General features: G+C 69.5%; 11 protein-coding genes, 1 tRNA gene and 3 pseudogenes. 13 read left to right on the plus strand and 2 right to left on the minus strand.

What is annotated here, in order from left to right; translation table 11 throughout:
- Positions 1-49 precede the first annotated feature (49 nt).
- The 7 genes and pseudogenes from Sfulv_RS09990 to glmS all read left to right on the plus strand — a co-directional run bounded on the left by Sfulv_RS09990 (position 50) and on the right by glmS (position 8,389).
- Positions 50-901 (plus strand): siderophore-interacting protein, encoded by an 852-nt coding sequence (locus Sfulv_RS09990; protein ID WP_173313362.1) that lies wholly within the window; start codon positions 50-52, stop codon positions 899-901.
- Positions 902-1,053: 152 nt separating this feature from the next.
- Positions 1,054-2,502: a pyridoxal phosphate-dependent decarboxylase family protein gene (locus Sfulv_RS09995; protein ID WP_173313363.1), complete on the plus strand. Its 1,449-nt coding sequence runs from the start codon at positions 1,054-1,056 to the stop codon at positions 2,500-2,502.
- Positions 2,486-3,760, plus strand: coding sequence for a lysine N(6)-hydroxylase/L-ornithine N(5)-oxygenase family protein (locus Sfulv_RS10000; RefSeq protein WP_173313364.1), 1,275 nt, complete (start codon positions 2,486-2,488; stop codon positions 3,758-3,760). The genes Sfulv_RS09995 and Sfulv_RS10000 overlap by 17 nt, the downstream gene beginning before the upstream one ends.
- Positions 3,757-4,302: a GNAT family N-acetyltransferase gene (locus Sfulv_RS10005; protein ID WP_173313365.1), complete on the plus strand. Its 546-nt coding sequence runs from the start codon at positions 3,757-3,759 to the stop codon at positions 4,300-4,302. The genes Sfulv_RS10000 and Sfulv_RS10005 overlap by 4 nt, the downstream gene beginning before the upstream one ends.
- A pseudogene (locus Sfulv_RS10010) lies at positions 4,302-6,075 on the plus strand (IucA/IucC family protein). Before Sfulv_RS10005 ends, Sfulv_RS10010 begins: the two are co-directional and overlap by 1 nt.
- A gap of 171 nt (positions 6,076-6,246) precedes the next feature.
- Positions 6,247-6,522, plus strand: a complete 276-nt coding sequence (locus tag Sfulv_RS10015; protein WP_173313366.1) for a hypothetical protein — start codon at positions 6,247-6,249, stop codon at positions 6,520-6,522.
- Between the two features lie 37 nt (positions 6,523-6,559).
- On the plus strand, positions 6,560-8,389 hold the full coding sequence (gene glmS, locus Sfulv_RS10020; protein ID WP_173313367.1) for a glutamine--fructose-6-phosphate transaminase (isomerizing): 1,830 nt from the start codon (positions 6,560-6,562) through the stop codon (positions 8,387-8,389).
- 113 nt (positions 8,390-8,502) lie between these two features.
- Here the strand turns inward: glmS and Sfulv_RS10025 are convergent, their stop codons facing one another.
- Positions 8,503-9,024, minus strand: coding sequence for a universal stress protein (locus tag Sfulv_RS10025; RefSeq protein WP_173313368.1), 522 nt, complete (start codon positions 9,022-9,024; stop codon positions 8,503-8,505).
- Positions 9,025-9,436: 412 nt separating this feature from the next.
- Here Sfulv_RS10025 and Sfulv_RS10030 point away from each other — a divergent pair, with 412 nt between their 5' ends.
- The 4 genes and pseudogenes from Sfulv_RS10030 (at position 9,437) to Sfulv_RS10045 (ending at position 12,191) form a co-directional block, all read left to right on the plus strand.
- Positions 9,437-9,763, plus strand: coding sequence for a hypothetical protein (locus Sfulv_RS10030; RefSeq protein ID WP_173313369.1), 327 nt, complete (start codon positions 9,437-9,439; stop codon positions 9,761-9,763).
- A gap of 409 nt (positions 9,764-10,172) precedes the next feature.
- A complete protein-coding gene (locus Sfulv_RS10035) occupies positions 10,173-11,381 on the plus strand; it encodes a helix-turn-helix domain-containing protein (protein ID WP_173313370.1) in 1,209 nt (402 codons plus the stop codon).
- Positions 11,382-11,391: 10 nt separating this feature from the next.
- Positions 11,392-11,993 (plus strand): annotated as a pseudogene (gene orn, locus Sfulv_RS10040) (oligoribonuclease).
- Positions 11,994-12,118: 125 nt separating this feature from the next.
- A tRNA-His gene (locus Sfulv_RS10045) sits at positions 12,119-12,191 on the plus strand.
- A 74-nt stretch (positions 12,192-12,265) separates the two neighbouring features.
- Here the strand turns inward: Sfulv_RS10045 and Sfulv_RS10050 are convergent.
- Positions 12,266-13,293, minus strand: a pseudogene (locus Sfulv_RS10050) (LacI family DNA-binding transcriptional regulator).
- Positions 13,294-13,884: 591 nt separating this feature from the next.
- Between Sfulv_RS10050 and Sfulv_RS10055 the strand changes: the two are divergent.
- Positions 13,885-15,249, plus strand: coding sequence for an ABC transporter substrate-binding protein (locus tag Sfulv_RS10055; protein WP_173313372.1), 1,365 nt, complete (start codon positions 13,885-13,887; stop codon positions 15,247-15,249).
- Positions 15,250-15,323: 74 nt separating this feature from the next.
- Complete coding sequence (locus tag Sfulv_RS10060) at positions 15,324-16,265, plus strand: carbohydrate ABC transporter permease (protein WP_173313373.1); 942 nt, start codon at positions 15,324-15,326, stop codon at positions 16,263-16,265.
- The last annotated feature ends 9 nt before the right edge of the window (positions 16,266-16,274 follow it).

Genomic DNA, 16,274 nt, shown 5'->3' on the forward strand with positions numbered 1-16,274 from the left:
CCGGTCGCCGCAGAAGCGGCGCCCGGTCCCGTTCCGGAGGAGCTCCCGCATGACGACCGCCACCGCATCCGACCCAGCCCCTTTCCGGTTCTTCGGACTGACGGTGACGCGGACCCGACGACTCGGGCCGACCATGCTCCGGATCACCTTCGGCGGCCCCGGACTCGACGGCTTCGCGGCCGGCGGCCGGGACCAGAGCCTCTCGCTCTTCCTGCCGCACCCCGGACAGCCGGAACCGCTCGTCCCGGTCGACGGGAACGGCGAGTGGTTCGCCGCCTGGCGGGCCCTGCCCGAGGACGAGCGGGCGGTGCTGCGCTCGTACACGGTGCGCGCCCAGCGCCGCGCGGCCGACGGTTCGAACGAGATCGACATCGACTTCGCCCTGCACGAGGACGGCGGACCTGCCTGCCGCTGGGCGAGCGCCGCCGCTCCGGGGCAGTTCATCAAGGCCATCGGCCCGGCCGTGGAGGACAACACGGCGGTACGCTTCCGCCCCCCGCAGGACACCGACTGGGTGCTGATCTGGGCCGACGAGACGGCGCTGCCCGCCGCTTCGGCCGCCCTGGAGTGGCTCCCGGCCGGGACGCGCGCCCTGGTCTGGCTGGAGGTCCACCACGCCGAGGACCGCCAGGTCATCGACACCGCCGCGCGGGCCACCGTCAACTGGCTGGTGCGGGACGAGAACGCGCCCTCCGCCGTGGACGCCGTCCGGGCCGCCGAGCTGCCCTCCGGGACCCCGTACGTCTGGATCGCCGGCGAGTCCTCCGAGGTGCGCGCCCTGCGCCGGCACCTCGTGCACGAGCGGGGCTTCGACCGCAAGCGCGTGACGTTCGTCGGGTACTGGCGCCGCGGTCTCAGCGAGGAGCAGCTGCGCGCCGAAGTGGCCGCCGAGGACGCGTGATCCGGCCGGCCCGTCCGCCTCTTTCGGAGACGGGGGAGGCAGGCGTAAAAACTTAGGTTAGGCTACCCTTACTTCGACATCGCGCCCTCGTCCCCTTTTCTCCTGCCCGGAGGGTTTCGATGAAGTTCCCCTCACCCGGGAGGACCCCCTTCATGCGTTCGCACCTGCTCAACGACTCGACCGCAGAGCACTACCGTCGCTCCGTCACCGCAGGAGTCGAACGGGTCGCGGCCAAACTCGCCGCCACCGAGCGGCCCTTCAGCGGCATAGGCGTCGACGAGCTGGCACCCGTCATCGACGCGATAGACCTGGACCGTCCGCTGGGCGACTCGTCGGCCGCTCTGGACGAACTGGAAGACGTCTACCTGCGTGACGCCGTCTACTTCCACCACCCCCGTTACCTGGGGCACCTCAACTGCCCGGTCGTCATCCCGGCCGTCCTCGGCGAGGCCGTGCTCTCGGCCGTCAACTCCTCCCTGGACACCTGGGACCAGAGCGCGGGCGGCACACTCATCGAGCGCAAGCTGATCGACTGGACCACCGAGCGGATCGGCCTCGGCCCCGCCGCCGACGGCATCTTCACCAGCGGTGGTACGCAGTCGAACCTGCAGGCCCTCCTGCTGGCCCGCGAGGAGGCCAAGACCCGGCCCGAGCACTTCGGCCGACTGCGGATCTTCGCCTCCGAGTGCAGCCACTTCAGCGTCCAGAAGTCGGCGAAACTCCTCGGCCTCGGGCCCGACTCCGTCGTCTCCGTGCCCGTCGACAGCAACAAGCGGATGCAGACCGTCGCCCTGGCCCGCGCCCTGGAACAGTGCGTCGCGGAGGGTTCCGTGCCGATGGCGGTCGTCGCCACCAGCGGTACCACCGACTTCGGCTCCATCGACCCGCTCCCCGAGATCGCCGCCCTGTGCGAGCGCTTCTCCACCTGGATGCACGTGGACGCCGCCTACGGCTGCGGACTGCTGGCCTCGCGTACCCGCCGCCACCTCCTCGACGGCATCGAGCTGGCCGACTCGGTCACGGTCGACTACCACAAGTCCTTCTTCCAGCCGGTCAGCTCCTCGGCGGTGCTGGTCCGCGACGGGGTGACCCTGCGCCACGCCACGTACCACGCGGAGTACCTCAACCCGCAGCGGATGGCGCAGGAACGTATCCCCAACCAGGTGGACAAGTCCCTCCAGACCACCCGCAGATTCGACGCGCTCAAGCTCTGGATGACGCTGCGCGTCATGGGCGCCGACGGCGTGGGCGAGCTCTTCGACGAGGTCTGCGCGCTGGCCGCCGAGGGCTGGCGGCTCCTCGCCGCCGACCCGCGCTTCGACGTCGTCGTCGAACCCCAGCTCTCCACCCTGGTCTTCCGCTACATCCCGGCCGCCGTCACCGCGCCCGCCGAGATCGACCGGGCCAACCTGCACGCCCGCAAGGCCCTGTTCGCCTCGGGCGAGGCCGTCGTCGCCGGCACGAAGGTCGGCGACCGCCAGTACCTCAAGTTCACCCTGCTCAACCCTGAAACGACCGCGCAGGACATCACCGCGGTCCTCGACCTGATCTCGGGCCACGCCGAGCAGTACCTGGGAGAATCCCTTGACCGCGCTTCCTGACCCCCACGACTTCATCGGGATCGGCCTCGGACCGTTCAACCTCGGGCTCGCGTGCCTGACCGAGCCGATCGGGGAACTGAACGGTGTCTTCCTGGAGTCCAAGCCGGACTTCGAGTGGCACGCGGGCATGTTCCTCGAAGGGGCCCACCTCCAGACGCCCTTCATGTCGGACCTCGTGACGATGGCCGACCCGACGTCGCCGTACTCCTTCCTGAACTACCTCAAGGAGCGGGGCAGGCTGTACTCCTTCTACATCCGGGAGAACTTCTACCCCCTGCGGACCGAGTACAACGACTACTGCCGCTGGGCCGCCGCGAAACTGAGCAGCGTCCGCTTCGGGCAGACCGTGCGGTCGGTCACGTACGAGGAGGGCGACGCGCTCTACACCGTGCGCACCGACGACAGCGTCTTCCGCGCCCGCCACCTGGTCCTGGGCACCGGCACCCCGCCGTACATCCCGGAGCCCTGCCAGGGCCTGGGCGGCGACCTGCTGCACAACTCGCGCTACGTCCAGGAGAAGGCGGCGCTCCAGGCGAAGGAGTCCATCACCCTCGTCGGCAGCGGCCAGAGCGCGGCGGAGATCTACTACGACCTGCTCTCCGAGATCGACGTGCACGGCTACCGGCTCAACTGGGTGACGCGCTCCCCGAGGTTCTTCCCGCTGGAGTACACCAAGCTGACGCTGGAGATGACCTCGCCGGAGTACGTGGACTACTTCCACGCCCTGCCCGAGGAGACCCGCTACCGGCTGGAGTCCGGCCAGAAGGGGCTCTTCAAGGGGATCGACGGCGAACTGATCGACGCCATCTTCGACCTCCTCTACCAGAAGAACCTGCCCGGCCCCGTCCCCACCCGCCTGCTCACCAACTCCTCGCTCCACACGGCCGCCTACGACGAGGCGACGGGCACGTACACCCTGGGGCTGCGCCAGGAGGAGCAGGACAAGGACTACTCCCTCACCACTCACGGACTGATCCTCGCCACCGGCTACAAGTACACCCCTCCGGCCTTCCTGGAACCGATCGCCGGCCGGCTGAGACACGACAGCCGGGGACGCTTCGACGTGGCCCGCAACTACAGCATCGACACCACAGGACGCGGGGTGTTCCTCCAGAACGCGGGCACGCACACCCACTCGATCACCTCGCCCGACCTGGGCATGGGCGCGTACCGCAACGCGTACATCATCGGCGAGCTGCTCGGCCGTGAGTACTACCCGGTCGAGAAGTCCATCGCCTTCCAGGAGTTCGCCATATGAGCCGGACCATCGGTACCCTCACCATCCGCCCGCTGGACCCCCTGACCGACGCCGAGCTGGTGCACGGCTGGGTCACCCACCCCAAGGCGTCCTTCTGGATGATGGGCGACGCCCGCCTGGAGGACGTCGAGCGCGAGTACATGGCGATCACCTCCCACCCGCACCACGACGCCTTCATCGGGCTGCACGACGGGGAGCCCGCCTTCCTCATGGAGCGCTACGACCCGGCCGAGGTCGAGCTCAAGGGGCTGTACGAGGCCGAGCCCGGCGACATCGGGATGCACTTCCTGGTCGCCCCCACCGACACCCCGCTGCACGGCTTCACGCTCGCCGTGATCACCGCCGTGATGAAGGAGCTGTTCGCCGACCCCTCGGTACTCCGTGTCGTCGTCGAGCCCGACGTCCGCAACGACGCCGTGCACGCCCTGAACAAGGCCGTCGGCTTCGAGGTCCTGCGCGAGATCACCAAGCCGGAGAAGACCGCGCTGCTCAGCGCGTGCACCCGCGAACGGTTCCAGGCCACGACCGGAGGTCTCTCCTGATGCCGGCTCTCACCGACAGCGTCGCCCACCTCTCCCCGGGCGCTGGGCCACCGCCAACCGGCTGCTGATCCGCAAGGGCCTCGCCGAGTTCGCCCACGAGCGCCTGCTGACCCCGGCCCCGCTGGGCGAGGGCCGCTACTCGGTCCGCAGCGACGACGGGGAGACGGAGTACCGCTTCGCCGCCCGGCTCTTCGCCCTCGACCACTGGCAGGTCGACGCCGACTCCATCACCCGCCACCGGCACGGCGGCGAACTCCCCCTGGACGCGCTCGACTTCTTCATCGAGCTACGCTCGGCCCTGGGCCTCTCCAGGAGATCCTGCCCGTCTACCTGGAGGAGATCTCCTCCACCCTGGCCGGAACCGCGTACAAACTCACCAAGGAACCGGTCACCTCGGCCCAGCTGGTCGCCGCCGGTTTCCAGGCGATCGAGACCGGGATGACCGAGGGCCACCCGTGCTTCGTGGCCAACAACGGGCGCCTGGGCTTCGGCGTGGACGAGTACCGCGCGTACGCCCCCGAGACGGCGGCGCAGATCCGGCTGGTCTGGCTCGCCGCCCGCCGCGACCGCGCCACGTTCACCGCGGGCGCCGGGCTCGACTACGGGACGCTCATCGCCGGGGAACTGGGTGAGGAGACCCTCGGCCGGTTCGCGGAGACGATGACCGGCCTGGGCCTCGACCTCGACGACTACTTCCTCATCCCCGTACACCCCTGGCAGTGGTGGAACAAGCTGTCCGTCACCTTCGCCGGAGAGCTCGCGCAGCGGCACCTGGTCTGCCTGGGCGAGGGTGACGACGCCTACCTCGCACAGCAGTCGATCCGTACGTTCTTCAACACCGACCACCCCGGGAAGCACTATGTGAAGACGGCGCTCTCCGTCCTCAACATGGGCTTCATGCGCGGGCTCTCGGCCGCGTACATGGAGGCGACGCCCGCCATCAACGACTGGCTCGCGGGACTCGTCGAGCGCGACGAGCTGCTGCGCGGGGCCCGGTTCTCGATCATCCGGGAGCGGGCGGCCATCGGCTACCACCACCGGGCGTACGAGGCGGCGACGGCCAAGGGCTCCCCGTACCTGAAGATGCTCGCCGCGCTCTGGCGTGAGAGCCCCGTCCCGGACCTGGCGCCTGGCGAGCGGGTCGCCACGATGGCCTCGCTGCTCCACACCGACCACGAGGGCACGTCCGTCGCGGGCGTGCTGATCGCCGAGTCGGGCCTGACGCCCGCGCAGTGGCTGCGCGGCTACCTGGACGCCTACCTCGTCCCGGTGCTGCACAGCTTCTACGCCTACGACCTGGTGTTCATGCCGCACGGCGAGAACGTCATCCTGGTCATCGAGGACGGCGCCGTGCGCCGCACGATCTTCAAGGACATCGCCGAGGAGATCGCGGTCATGGACCCGGACGCGGTGCTGCCGCCCCAGGTCGAGCGCGTCCGGGCCGACGTCCCCGAGGACATGAAGCTGCTGTCGGTGCTGACCGACGTCTTCGACTGCTTCTTCCGCTTCCTGGCCGCCGGGCTGGCCACCGAGGGCGTCCTCGACGAGGACACGTTCTGGCGGACGGTCGCCGAGTGCGTGAGCGGCTACCAGGAGTCGGTGCCCCACCTCGCGGAGAAGTTCAAGCAGTACGACCTGTTCACGGAGGAGTTCGCGCTGTCCTGCCTGAACCGTCTGCAACTGCGTGACAACAGGCAGATGGTCGACCTGGCGGACCCGTCCGGCGCCCTGCAACTGGTCGGCACCCTCAGGAACCCCCTCGCGGGGCGGTAGGAGCGGACCGCCGGACGGGCTCCCTGAACAAGCCCGTCCGGCGGCCGAGGCCCGCTCCCAGCCTGTCGATCCGGTCACCCGCACCCTGGCCGGAGGCAGGATTCCATGGCCCGCTGCCCGATATCGGGCAGATTTCTTGCACATTACGGCTCTGCCAAGCAATATCGACGCGTGCTCGAACGCCGCTCGTCGCATGACGACCTCATCGACCACCTGGTGCGCAGCACCGCGCTCCAGCGCGGTGAGGCGGCCCGGGTGATCCTCGACGTGCTGGCGTACTTCGACGAGACGACCGACGACTTCGTCCGCCGCCGCCACCGCGAGCTGCAGTCCGGCGGCCTGGTGAACACGGAGATCTTCGAACGGATCGCGGCCGAGCTGCCGCACCGCGCGGTCGCACCGCCGGAGCTGTCGCTCCGCCAGCTGCGCCGCATCGTCTACGGCTGAGCACTCACTGGTACGTCGATGGAGGGGCAGAGAACTCATGTGCGGAATCGTCGGTTATATCGGCAGGCGTGATGTGGCACCGCTGCTGCTGGAGGGTCTGCAGCGGCTGGAGTACCGGGGGTACGACTCGGCGGGCCTCGTGGTCACCAGCAAGGCCGCGGCAGGCAAGCCCGGCACGCTGAAGATGGTCAAGGCCAAGGGCCGGGTCCGCGAGCTGGAGGCCCGGGTCCCCAAGCGCTTCGCCGGCACCACCGGCATCGCCCACACCCGCTGGGCTACCCACGGCGCCCCCAGCGACGAGAACGCCCACCCCCACCTGGACGCCGACAACAAGGTGGCCGTCGTCCACAACGGCATCATCGACAACGCCTCCGAGCTCCGCGCCAAGCTCGTCGCCGACGGGATCGTCTTCCTCTCCGAGACCGACACCGAGGTGCTGGTCCACCTGGTCGCCCGCTCGCAGGCGGACACCCTGGAGGAGAAGGTCCGCGAGGCCCTGCGCCTCGTCGAGGGCACGTACGGCATCGCCGTCATGCACGCCGACTTCAACGACCGCATCGTCGTCGCGCGCAACGGCTCCCCGGTCGTCCTCGGCATCGGCGAGAAGGAGATGTTCGTCGCCTCCGACGTGGCGGCCCTCGTCACCCACACCCGCCAGATCGTCACCCTGGACGACGGCGAGATGGCCACCCTGAAGGCCGACGACTTCCGCACGTACACCACGGAGGGGTCGACCACGACGGCCACGCCCACGACCGTGGAGTGGGAGGCCGAGTCGTACGACATGGGCGGCCACGACACGTACATGCACAAGGAGATCTCCGAGCAGGCCGAGGCCGTGGACCGTGTGCTGCGCGGCCGCATCGACGACCGCTTCTCCACCGTGCACCTGGGCGGCCTCAACCTGGACGCCCGCGAGGCCCGCGGAGTGCGCCGGATCAAGATCCTGGGCTGCGGCACGTCGTACCACGCCGGTCTGATCGGCGCCGGACTCATCGAGGAGCTGGCCCGCATCCCCGCGGACGCCGAGCCCGCCTCCGAGTTCCGCTACCGCAATCCGGTCGTCGACCCCGACACCCTGTACGTCGCCGTCTCCCAGTCCGGTGAGACGTACGACGTACTGGCGGCCGTCCAGGAGCTCAAGCGCAAGGGCGCACGCGTCCTCGGCGTCGTCAACGTGGTCGGCTCCGCGATCGCCCGCGAGGCCGACGGCGGGATGTACGTCCACGCGGGCCCCGAGGTCTGCGTCGTCTCCACCAAGTGCTTCACCAACACGGTCGTCGCCTTCGCGCTGCTCGCCCTGCACCTCGGGCGCATCCGTGACCTGTCGGTCGCCGACGGCAAGCGCGTCATCGCGGGCCTGCGCAAGCTCCCCGAGCAGATCGGGCGCATCCTGGAGACCGAGGCCGAGATCAAGAAGCTCGCCGAGGTGTACGCGGGCGCCCAGTCGATGATGTTCATCGGCCGGGTACGGGGCTACCCGGTGGCCCTGGAGGCGTCGCTGAAGCTCAAGGAGATCTCCTACATCCACGCCGAGGCGTACCCGGCGTCCGAGCTGAAGCACGGACCGCTCGCGCTCATCGAGCCCGCGCTCCCCACGGTCGCCATCGTCCCCGACGACGACCTGCTGGAGAAGAACCGCGCCGCCCTGGAGGAGATCAAGGCCCGCAGCGGCCGTATCCTCGCCATCGCCCACCGCGAGCAGGAGCGGGCCGACCACACGATCGTCGTCCCCAAGAACGAGAACGAGCTGGACCCGATCCTGATGGGCATCCCGCTCCAGCTCTTCGCCTACCACACGGCACTCGCCATGGGCCGTGACATCGACAAGCCGCGCAACCTCGCGAAGTCCGTCACGGTCGAGTAGCCACCGCTGTACGGCCCCGCCCCGCGAGCGGCCCCGCGATCCACGGTGAGGTGGACGCGGGGCCGTTCGTCGTTCACCCGTTCGACAGGGCGCCGGTGACCCGGTGCGGGCGGTCAGGGGATGACGATGACCGGGCGCTGCGCGCGGCGCGCGAGACGGCCCGCCACCGAGCCGAAGATCCGGCCGACGATGCCGTGGGTCGAACCGACGACGATGGCGTTCGCCGAGTACTCGCGGCCCACCTCCTCCAGCTCGTGGCAGATGTCCCCGCCGCGCTCGACGAGCACCCACGGCACATCGGAGAGGTACTCCGCGCACGCCAGTTCGAGACCGAGGACCTCGGTGCGGTGATCGGGCACATCCACGAAGACGGGGGGCTCGCAGCCCGCCCACACCGTGGTCGGCAGCCGGTTGGCGACATGGACGATGATCAGACCGGAACCGGAGCGCGAGGCCATGCCGATCGCGTACGCCAGGGCCCGTTCACTGGACATGGAGCCGTCGAAACCGACCACGACTCCGTGCCGGAAGGCAGGATCGCAGGAAGGACGTGCTTCTTCGACCGGCAGCGGCTCCGACTCGGGGTCGGCTACCTGCTTGCGGTCTGCGGGTTCAGGGATTTCGTGACCGGCCATCGGTGTCTCGGCGAAGAGAGTCCTCGGGTGGAGGGAGCGGCTGCGGGCGGCGCGTCGGGGCGGTAATGGTGTCCGGGAATCATCTTCCCAACGCCATACCCCTAAGGGTACGGCGCCACTCCTCCACAGCCCAGACCCCCGCAAAGCGCGTGCGACGTTGCAGGGAGCATGCCCGAGCCGGGCGCGTATGGCAATGCCGATTGTGCCGTACACCGAGCCCGCGTCGGCCCTCACCCGACCGGAAGACACCGTTCCGTTTGCGTTCACGGCCCTCCCCTCCGTCCCCCGGGGCCCGCAGGGCGTCCACCGGGGCTCCGGCAGGCCCCCCGGGACCGGCAGTGACCAGGTACGGCACTCCGGCGTTAGCCCGACCGTCACCCTGAGCCACCACACTCCTCCAGGGAGCAGAACCGTGCCCGTAGCCGTGTCCGAGCCCCCGGCCGCAGATCCGGGTGGCCCGACCGCGGACACCCCCCTGATCGAGCCCGGACCCGCCGCCACGCCGGCCGCAGCGGTCCACTGGGGGCCGTTCTGCTGCCTGCTCGTCCCCGCCGCCCTCGCGGGGTACGGCACCTGGTTCGGCAGCCCCGGCTCCTGGGCCCTCGGGCTCGCCGCCGTCACCGCGGCCTGCCGGCTCCTGCTGCGCCGCCGCGAGCACGCCTCCACCGGATCGGCCGTCCCGGCTCCACCGCACTCATGCGCCCGCGAGAGCGAGGGGGCGCGCCGGGGCGGGCGGTGATCGAACGGTGGTGCGCCGGGTGTGACTGGATTCCGCATACGCAACCGCTGGTTTTCAGCCAACTTCGCGATGAGGTTGAACTCTTGGTGTTTCACCCGGCCAAGCCACGTGCCAGCAGGCAGGAATAGACCGCGCGGTACGCTTTCACCCAACGGGGACGGGCCAAGATCGCGAGGCGCACTTCCCTGTGCGCCTCGGGAGTGGAACGCTTCGTGATCGACAGCTTCGCGCCAAGTTGCCTTGTCGACATAGTGCCGGTGGGAGAACGTGTCACTACGGCACCACGGGACGCAGTAGATTCGATCATGGGACGAAGTCTGCGGACTCGTGCGAGACCGAGGGGAAACGTGCAGGAGCGACAGGCCCGTAAGGACCAGGAAGACGCGAACACCGAGGGGGGCTTAGCGTCATGAGCCAGGACTCCGCCACCGCAACGGAGGCCGCACGGAAGCTGACCGGGCGGCGACGCCGGGAGGTCGTAGCCGTACTGCTTTTCAGCGGCGGCCCTATCTTCGAGAGCTCCATCCCGCTCTCCGTCTTCGGAATCGACCGGCAGGACGCGGGAGTTCCCCGCTACCGGCTGCTCGTCTGCGGAGGCGAGGAGGGGCCACTGCGCACCACGGGTGGACTCGAACTCAGCACACCGTACGGCCTTGAGGCCATCAGCAGGGCAGGCACCGTCGTGGTGCCCGCCTGGCGGTCCATCACATCACCACCGCCCGAAGAGGCGTTGGACGCACTGCGCCGTGCCCACGAAGAGGGCGCGCGCATCGTCGGACTGTGCACGGGGGCCTTCGTCCTCGCCGCGGCCGGCCTGCTGGACGGCCGTCCCGCGACGACGCACTGGATGTACGCGCCGACGCTGGCCAAGCGCTATCCGTCGGTACACGTCGATCCGCGTGAGCTCTTCGTCGACGACGGTGACGTGCTCACCTCCGCCGGCACGGCCGCCGGAATCGACCTCTGTCTGCACATCGTGCGCACGGACCACGGCACGGAGGCGGCCGGGGCACTCGCCCGCCGGCTCGTCGTGCCGCCGCGCCGCAGTGGCGGGCAGGAACGCTACCTCGACAGGTCGCTGCCCGAGGAGATCGGCTCCGACCCGCTCGCCGAGGTGGTGGCGTGGGCGCTGGAGCATCTGCACGAGCAGTTCGACGTGGAGACGCTGGCGGCACGCGCCTACATGAGCAGGCGGACCTTCGACCGGAGGTTCCGCTCGCTCACCGGCAGCGCACCGCTCCAGTGGCTCATCACCCAGCGGGTCCTCCAGGCCCAACGGCTCCTGGAGACATCCGACTACTCGGTCGACGAGGTCGCGGGACGCTGCGGCTTCCGCTCGCCCGTCGCGCTGCGCGGGCACTTCCGCCGCCAGCTCGGATCGTCCCCGGCGGCCTACCGGGCCGCCTACCGGGCACGCCGTCCGCAGGGCGGGGGGCTGGAGAACATCACCTCGATGATCGACCCGGTCGTACCCGCCCAGGTGGCGATCGCCGGCCGGCGCCCGGGGGCTTCCCCGGTCGCGGCGGTCTCCGGCGGCTCCATGGAGCACCTGAGACCGGGCCCGGACGCCTACGCCCCGGGACGGCCGGCCCTGCCGGGGCAGCGCAGCGCCCCGTAGGGTGGGGCACATGAACGACCGTATGGTGTGGATCGACTGCGAGATGACCGGGCTCTCGCTGACGGACGACGCACTCATCGAGGTGGCCGCACTGGTCACCGACTCGGAGCTGAACGTGCTCGGCGAAGGGGTGGACATCGTGATCCGCCCGCCGGACGCGGCCCTGGTGACCATGCCCGAGGTGGTGCGGCAGATGCACACCGCCTCGGGGCTCCTCGACGCGCTGGCAGGGGCACCACCCTGGAAGCCGCCGAGGAGCAGGTCATGGCCTACGTGCGCGAGCACGTGAAGGAACCGGGCAAGGCCCCGCTCTGCGGGAACTCGGTCGGCACCGACCGGGGCTTCCTCCTGCGGGACATGCCGTCACTGGAGGGCTACCTCCACTACCGGATCGTCGATGTCTCCTCGGTCAAGGAACTGGCACGCCGCTGGTATCCGAGGGCGTACTTCAACAGTCCGGAGAAGAACGGCAACCACCGGGCACTGGCGGACATCCGCGACTCCATCACGGAGCTTCGCTACTACCGGGAGGCCGTATTCGTACCGCAGCCCGGTCCCGACTCGGTGCGCGCCAAGGAGATCGCGGCGCGCTTCGCGGCGCCCGCGGAGTAGAAGGACGCCCCTGGTCACGGGCCTTCCGGGGCCCGTGGGCGGGGCGGGATCAACCGGGGCGCGAGCACCCTCCCGGACCCTGTACACTTTTTCTCGGCCGGTCGGAAACGCGACCGGGCGACATGGTGGGTATAGCTCAGCTGGCAGAGCACCTGGTTGTGGTCCAGGATGTCGCGGGTTCAAGTCCCGTTACTCACCCTGAAAGAAGGGCCCCGGTCTTCGGACCGGGGCCCTTCTCATGTGCGGGTCTCCCGTGCGGGGCCGCCCCACCCTCAGGACGAGTCCCGTACGACCAGTTCGGTGGGCAGCACTATCCTCGGGCGGTCCTCGGGAGGGCCCGCGATCTCCTGGAGCAGGACGCGGGTCATCGTGCGGCCCATCTCCTCGGTGGGCTGGCGCACGCTCGTGAGCGGCGGGTCCATGTGCCGGGCGACCGCCGAGTCGTCGAAGCCGATCATGGCGATGTCGTCCGGGACCCGGCGGCCCGCCTCGCGCAGGACCTGGCGGGCGCCCGCCGCCATCACGTCGGACGCGATGAAGACCGCGTCGACATCGGGGCAGCGGGCGAGCAGCTCCCGCATGGCGCGGGCGCCGCCCTCCTCGGTGAAGTCGGCGGGAGCGATGAGGCGCTCGTCGGGGGCCATGCCCGCCGCGGCGACGGCCTCGCGGTAGCCGTCGAGGCGGCGCTGGGCGCCGTACACGTCGAGACGGCCGGTGATGGTGGCGATGGAGCGGCGCCCTCGCGAGATGAGGTGCACGACGGCCGAGCGCGCGCCCTCGAAGTTGTCCGAGTCGACCGAGGCGAGCGGTTCGGCGGCGTGCCTGCGACCGCTGATCACACACGGCATGCCGAGCTGTTCCAGGAGGTCGGGAAGCGGATCGTCGGCGTGTACGGAGACCAGCAGCACGCCGTCCACCCGGTGCGCGGTCAGGTACTGGGCCAGCCGGCGGCGCTCGCGGTCGTTGCCCGCGAGGGTGAGCAGCAGCTGCATCTCGGTGTCGGCGAGGGCGGCGCCGACCCCGCGCACGATGTCGGAGAAGTACGGCTCGGCGAAGAACCGGGTCTCGGGCTCGGGCACCACCAGGGCGATGGCGTCCGTGCGGTTGCCCGCCAGCGCGCGGGCCGCGCGGTTGGGCACGTACCCCAGTTCGTTGACCGCCGCCTCGACGGTGGCCCGGGTCGTGTCACTCACGCGCGGTGATCCGTTGATCACCCGGGACACCGTCCCCGGCCGACTCCCGCCCTGGCCGCGACCTCCTCCAGTGTGGGCCGCCGCCCCTGCCTTCCACGAACAGTCATGGCTGCCCCTCCCAGTCGTCGCTAATTTCTCACAAGCCGATAGGTCCACGCCCGGGGGCCGGACTCACCGCCGGTGACCGTCACTGACCGTGACGGTCGCGGCCGTGCCCCGCTCCCCTCATCGCCTGCGCGGTAAGGAGAGCCGGGACCCTCGACCGGGCCCCGCGGACCCGCCCGCACCGGCCTCGCCGGACGAGGCCGTGGGACGCATTATGGTCCGCGTGATCAACGACTCCGCACGCGCGGCAGGTGCGGGCGGCCTCTCGACAGGCGGGGATGCGGGCGTCCCGAGCCCCCCAACACACCTCGGCGACGCTCCACGCGTCATGTCGCGGGACGCGTATCCTGCGGAGGCCCGGGCTCCGGCGCTCCTCACGGGAATCCGCTGGAACAAGTAGCACCGTCCGATCTCTTGACACCCTCCCGGCGAGCCGCAACCCTTCAACACATCACGTATGGGAGCGCTCCCACCGTACCTGACTCATTCACGACCCGCACGTCTCTCACCTGGGCCTTAGCGCGGAACAACGTACGGACGCGTTCGCGCAGCCGGGCCGGGGAGGTGCATGTGCAGGGCACTAGGAGGCCGCAATGCGCACTTCTGTCTTCACCCGGGGAACAACCGCACCACCTCCCCGTCGCACGTTCCGCAAAGCCGTGGTCGTCGCTGCCGTCGCTGCCCTCGGCGCCGGACTGCTGGCCGGCTGTGCGGAGGACTCCGGTGACGCCTCGGGCAGCTCGTCCTCGGGTGGGAACGGCAAGGGCAAGACGACGATCACCGTCGGTGTGTTCGGTGCCTTCGGTCTGAAGGAGGCGGGGCTGTACGACGAGTACATGAAGCTCCACCCCGAGATCAACATCGAGCAGACGTCGATCGAGCGCAACGAGAACTACTATCCGCAACTGCTCACCCACCTCGCTTCGGGCAGTGGTCTCGCCGACATCCAGGCCGTCGAGGTCAACAACATCGCCGAGATCGCCCAGACACAGTCCTCCAAGCTGATGGACCTGGGCAAGACCTCCGGGGTGAAGAAGGAGAACTTCCTGGAGTGGAAGTGGTCCCAGGGCACGGACAAGAGCGGTAAGACGGTCGCGCTCGGTACGGACATCGGCCCCCAGGGCATCTGCTACCGCAAGGACCTCTTCGAGAAGGCCGGGCTTCCCACCGACCGCGAGGAAGTCGGCGCGCTGTGGGCCGGCGACTGGCAGAAGTTCCTCGCGGCGGGCGAGAAGTACAAGGCGAAGGCGCCCAAGGGCACCGCGTTCGTCGATTCCGCCGCCGGTCTGATGAACGCCGTGCAGGGCGGCTCGGCCGAGCGCTTCTACGACAAGGACGGGAAGGTCATCTACAAGACCAACCCGGCGGTCAAGGACGCCTGGGACGTCGCCGCCAAGGCGGCGGACCTCGGTCTGACGGCCAAGCTCCAGCAGTTCCAGCCCTCCTGGGACCAGGCGATCGTGAACGGCACCTTCGCCACCCTCTCCTGCCCGCCGTGGATGGTCGGCTACATCAAGGACAAGGGCGCCGAGAAGACCGAGGGCAAGTGGGACGTCGCCGCCGCGCCCAAGAGCAGCAACTGGGGCGGTTCCTTCCTGACCGTGCCCGAGGCCGGCAAGAACAAGGAGGAGGCCGCCAAGCTCGTCGCCTGGCTGACCGCCCCTGAGCAGCAGGCCACGTTCTTCGCCAAGCGGGGCAGCTTCCCGAGCTCGCAGGCAGCGTTCTCGCTTCCCGAGGTCGCCGACGCCAAGGACCCGTACATCAACGACGCCCCGATCGGCAAGATCTTCTCCGACGCCGCCAAGAACATCCCGGTGACCATCGTCGGCCCGAAGGACCTGGTCATCGCGCAGAACCTGGCCGATGTCGGCATGCTCCAGGTCGACCAGAAGGGTGTTTCCTCCGAGGACGGCTGGAACGCCGCGGTGAAGGCGATCGACAACGCCCTGGAGAAGTGACCTCCGGTGAGCGGAACGACAAGTAAGTCCCGCACGGCCGCGCCCCTCGACGAGGGGGCGCGGCCCCGCGCCGCGTGGGCGGCGGCTCAGCGGGTCCCGTGCGCAGCGAGCGGCGCAGCCGGCTGTACCGGTGGGACCTGAAGTGGAGTCCGTACGCCTTCGTGGCTCCGTTCTTCGTCTTCTTCCTGGCCTTCGGCCTGTTCCCGCTGCTCTACACGGGATGGGCCTCGCTGCACCAGGTGGAGCTGACCGCTCCGAACGACATGGAATGGATCGGCCTGCGCAACTTCTCCAGGCTGATGGAGGACGAGTTCTTCTGGAACGCGCTGCGCAACACCGTGACCATCGGGGTCCTCTCCACGGTTCCGCAGCTGCTGATCGCGCTCGGCATCGCGCATCTGCTCAACTACAAGCTCCGCGGCTCGATGTTCTTCCGGGTCGCGATCCTCACTCCGTACGCGACGAGCGTGGCAGCGGCGACGCTCGTGTTCGTGATGCTGTTCGGCCGTGACATCGGGATGATCAACTGGGCGCTGGGGCAGGTCGGTGTCGGTCCGGTGGACTGGGAGAACGGCGAGTGGACCTCGCAGCTCGCCGTGTCGACGATCGTCGTCTGGCGGTGGACCGGCTACAACGCGCTGATCTACCTGGCGGCGATGCAGGCGATCCCGAACGACCTGTACGAGTCGGCGGCGCTGGACGGCGCCACCCGCTGGCAGCAGTTCGTCCATGTGACGGTCCCGTCGCTGCGGCCGACGATCCTGTTCACCGTGGTGGTGTCGACGATCGGTGCGACCCAGCTGTTCGGTGAGCCGCTGCTCTTCAACCGGGGCGCGGGCGCCACCGGAGGGGCCAACCACCAGTTCCAGACGCTCGGTCTCTACCTGTACGAGCAGGGCTGGGTCAATCTCCATCTCGGCAGGGCCTCGGCCATCGCCTGGGCGATGTTCCTGATCCTTCTGCTGATCGGCGCCGTCAACTGGCTGGTCGGCCGTCGTCTGCGCAAGAGCTCATGAGGGGCGACA

The sequence above is a fragment of the Streptomyces fulvorobeus genome (assembly GCF_013167895.1).
Classification (GTDB): Bacteria; Actinomycetota; Actinomycetes; order Streptomycetales; family Streptomycetaceae; genus Streptomyces; species Streptomyces fulvorobeus.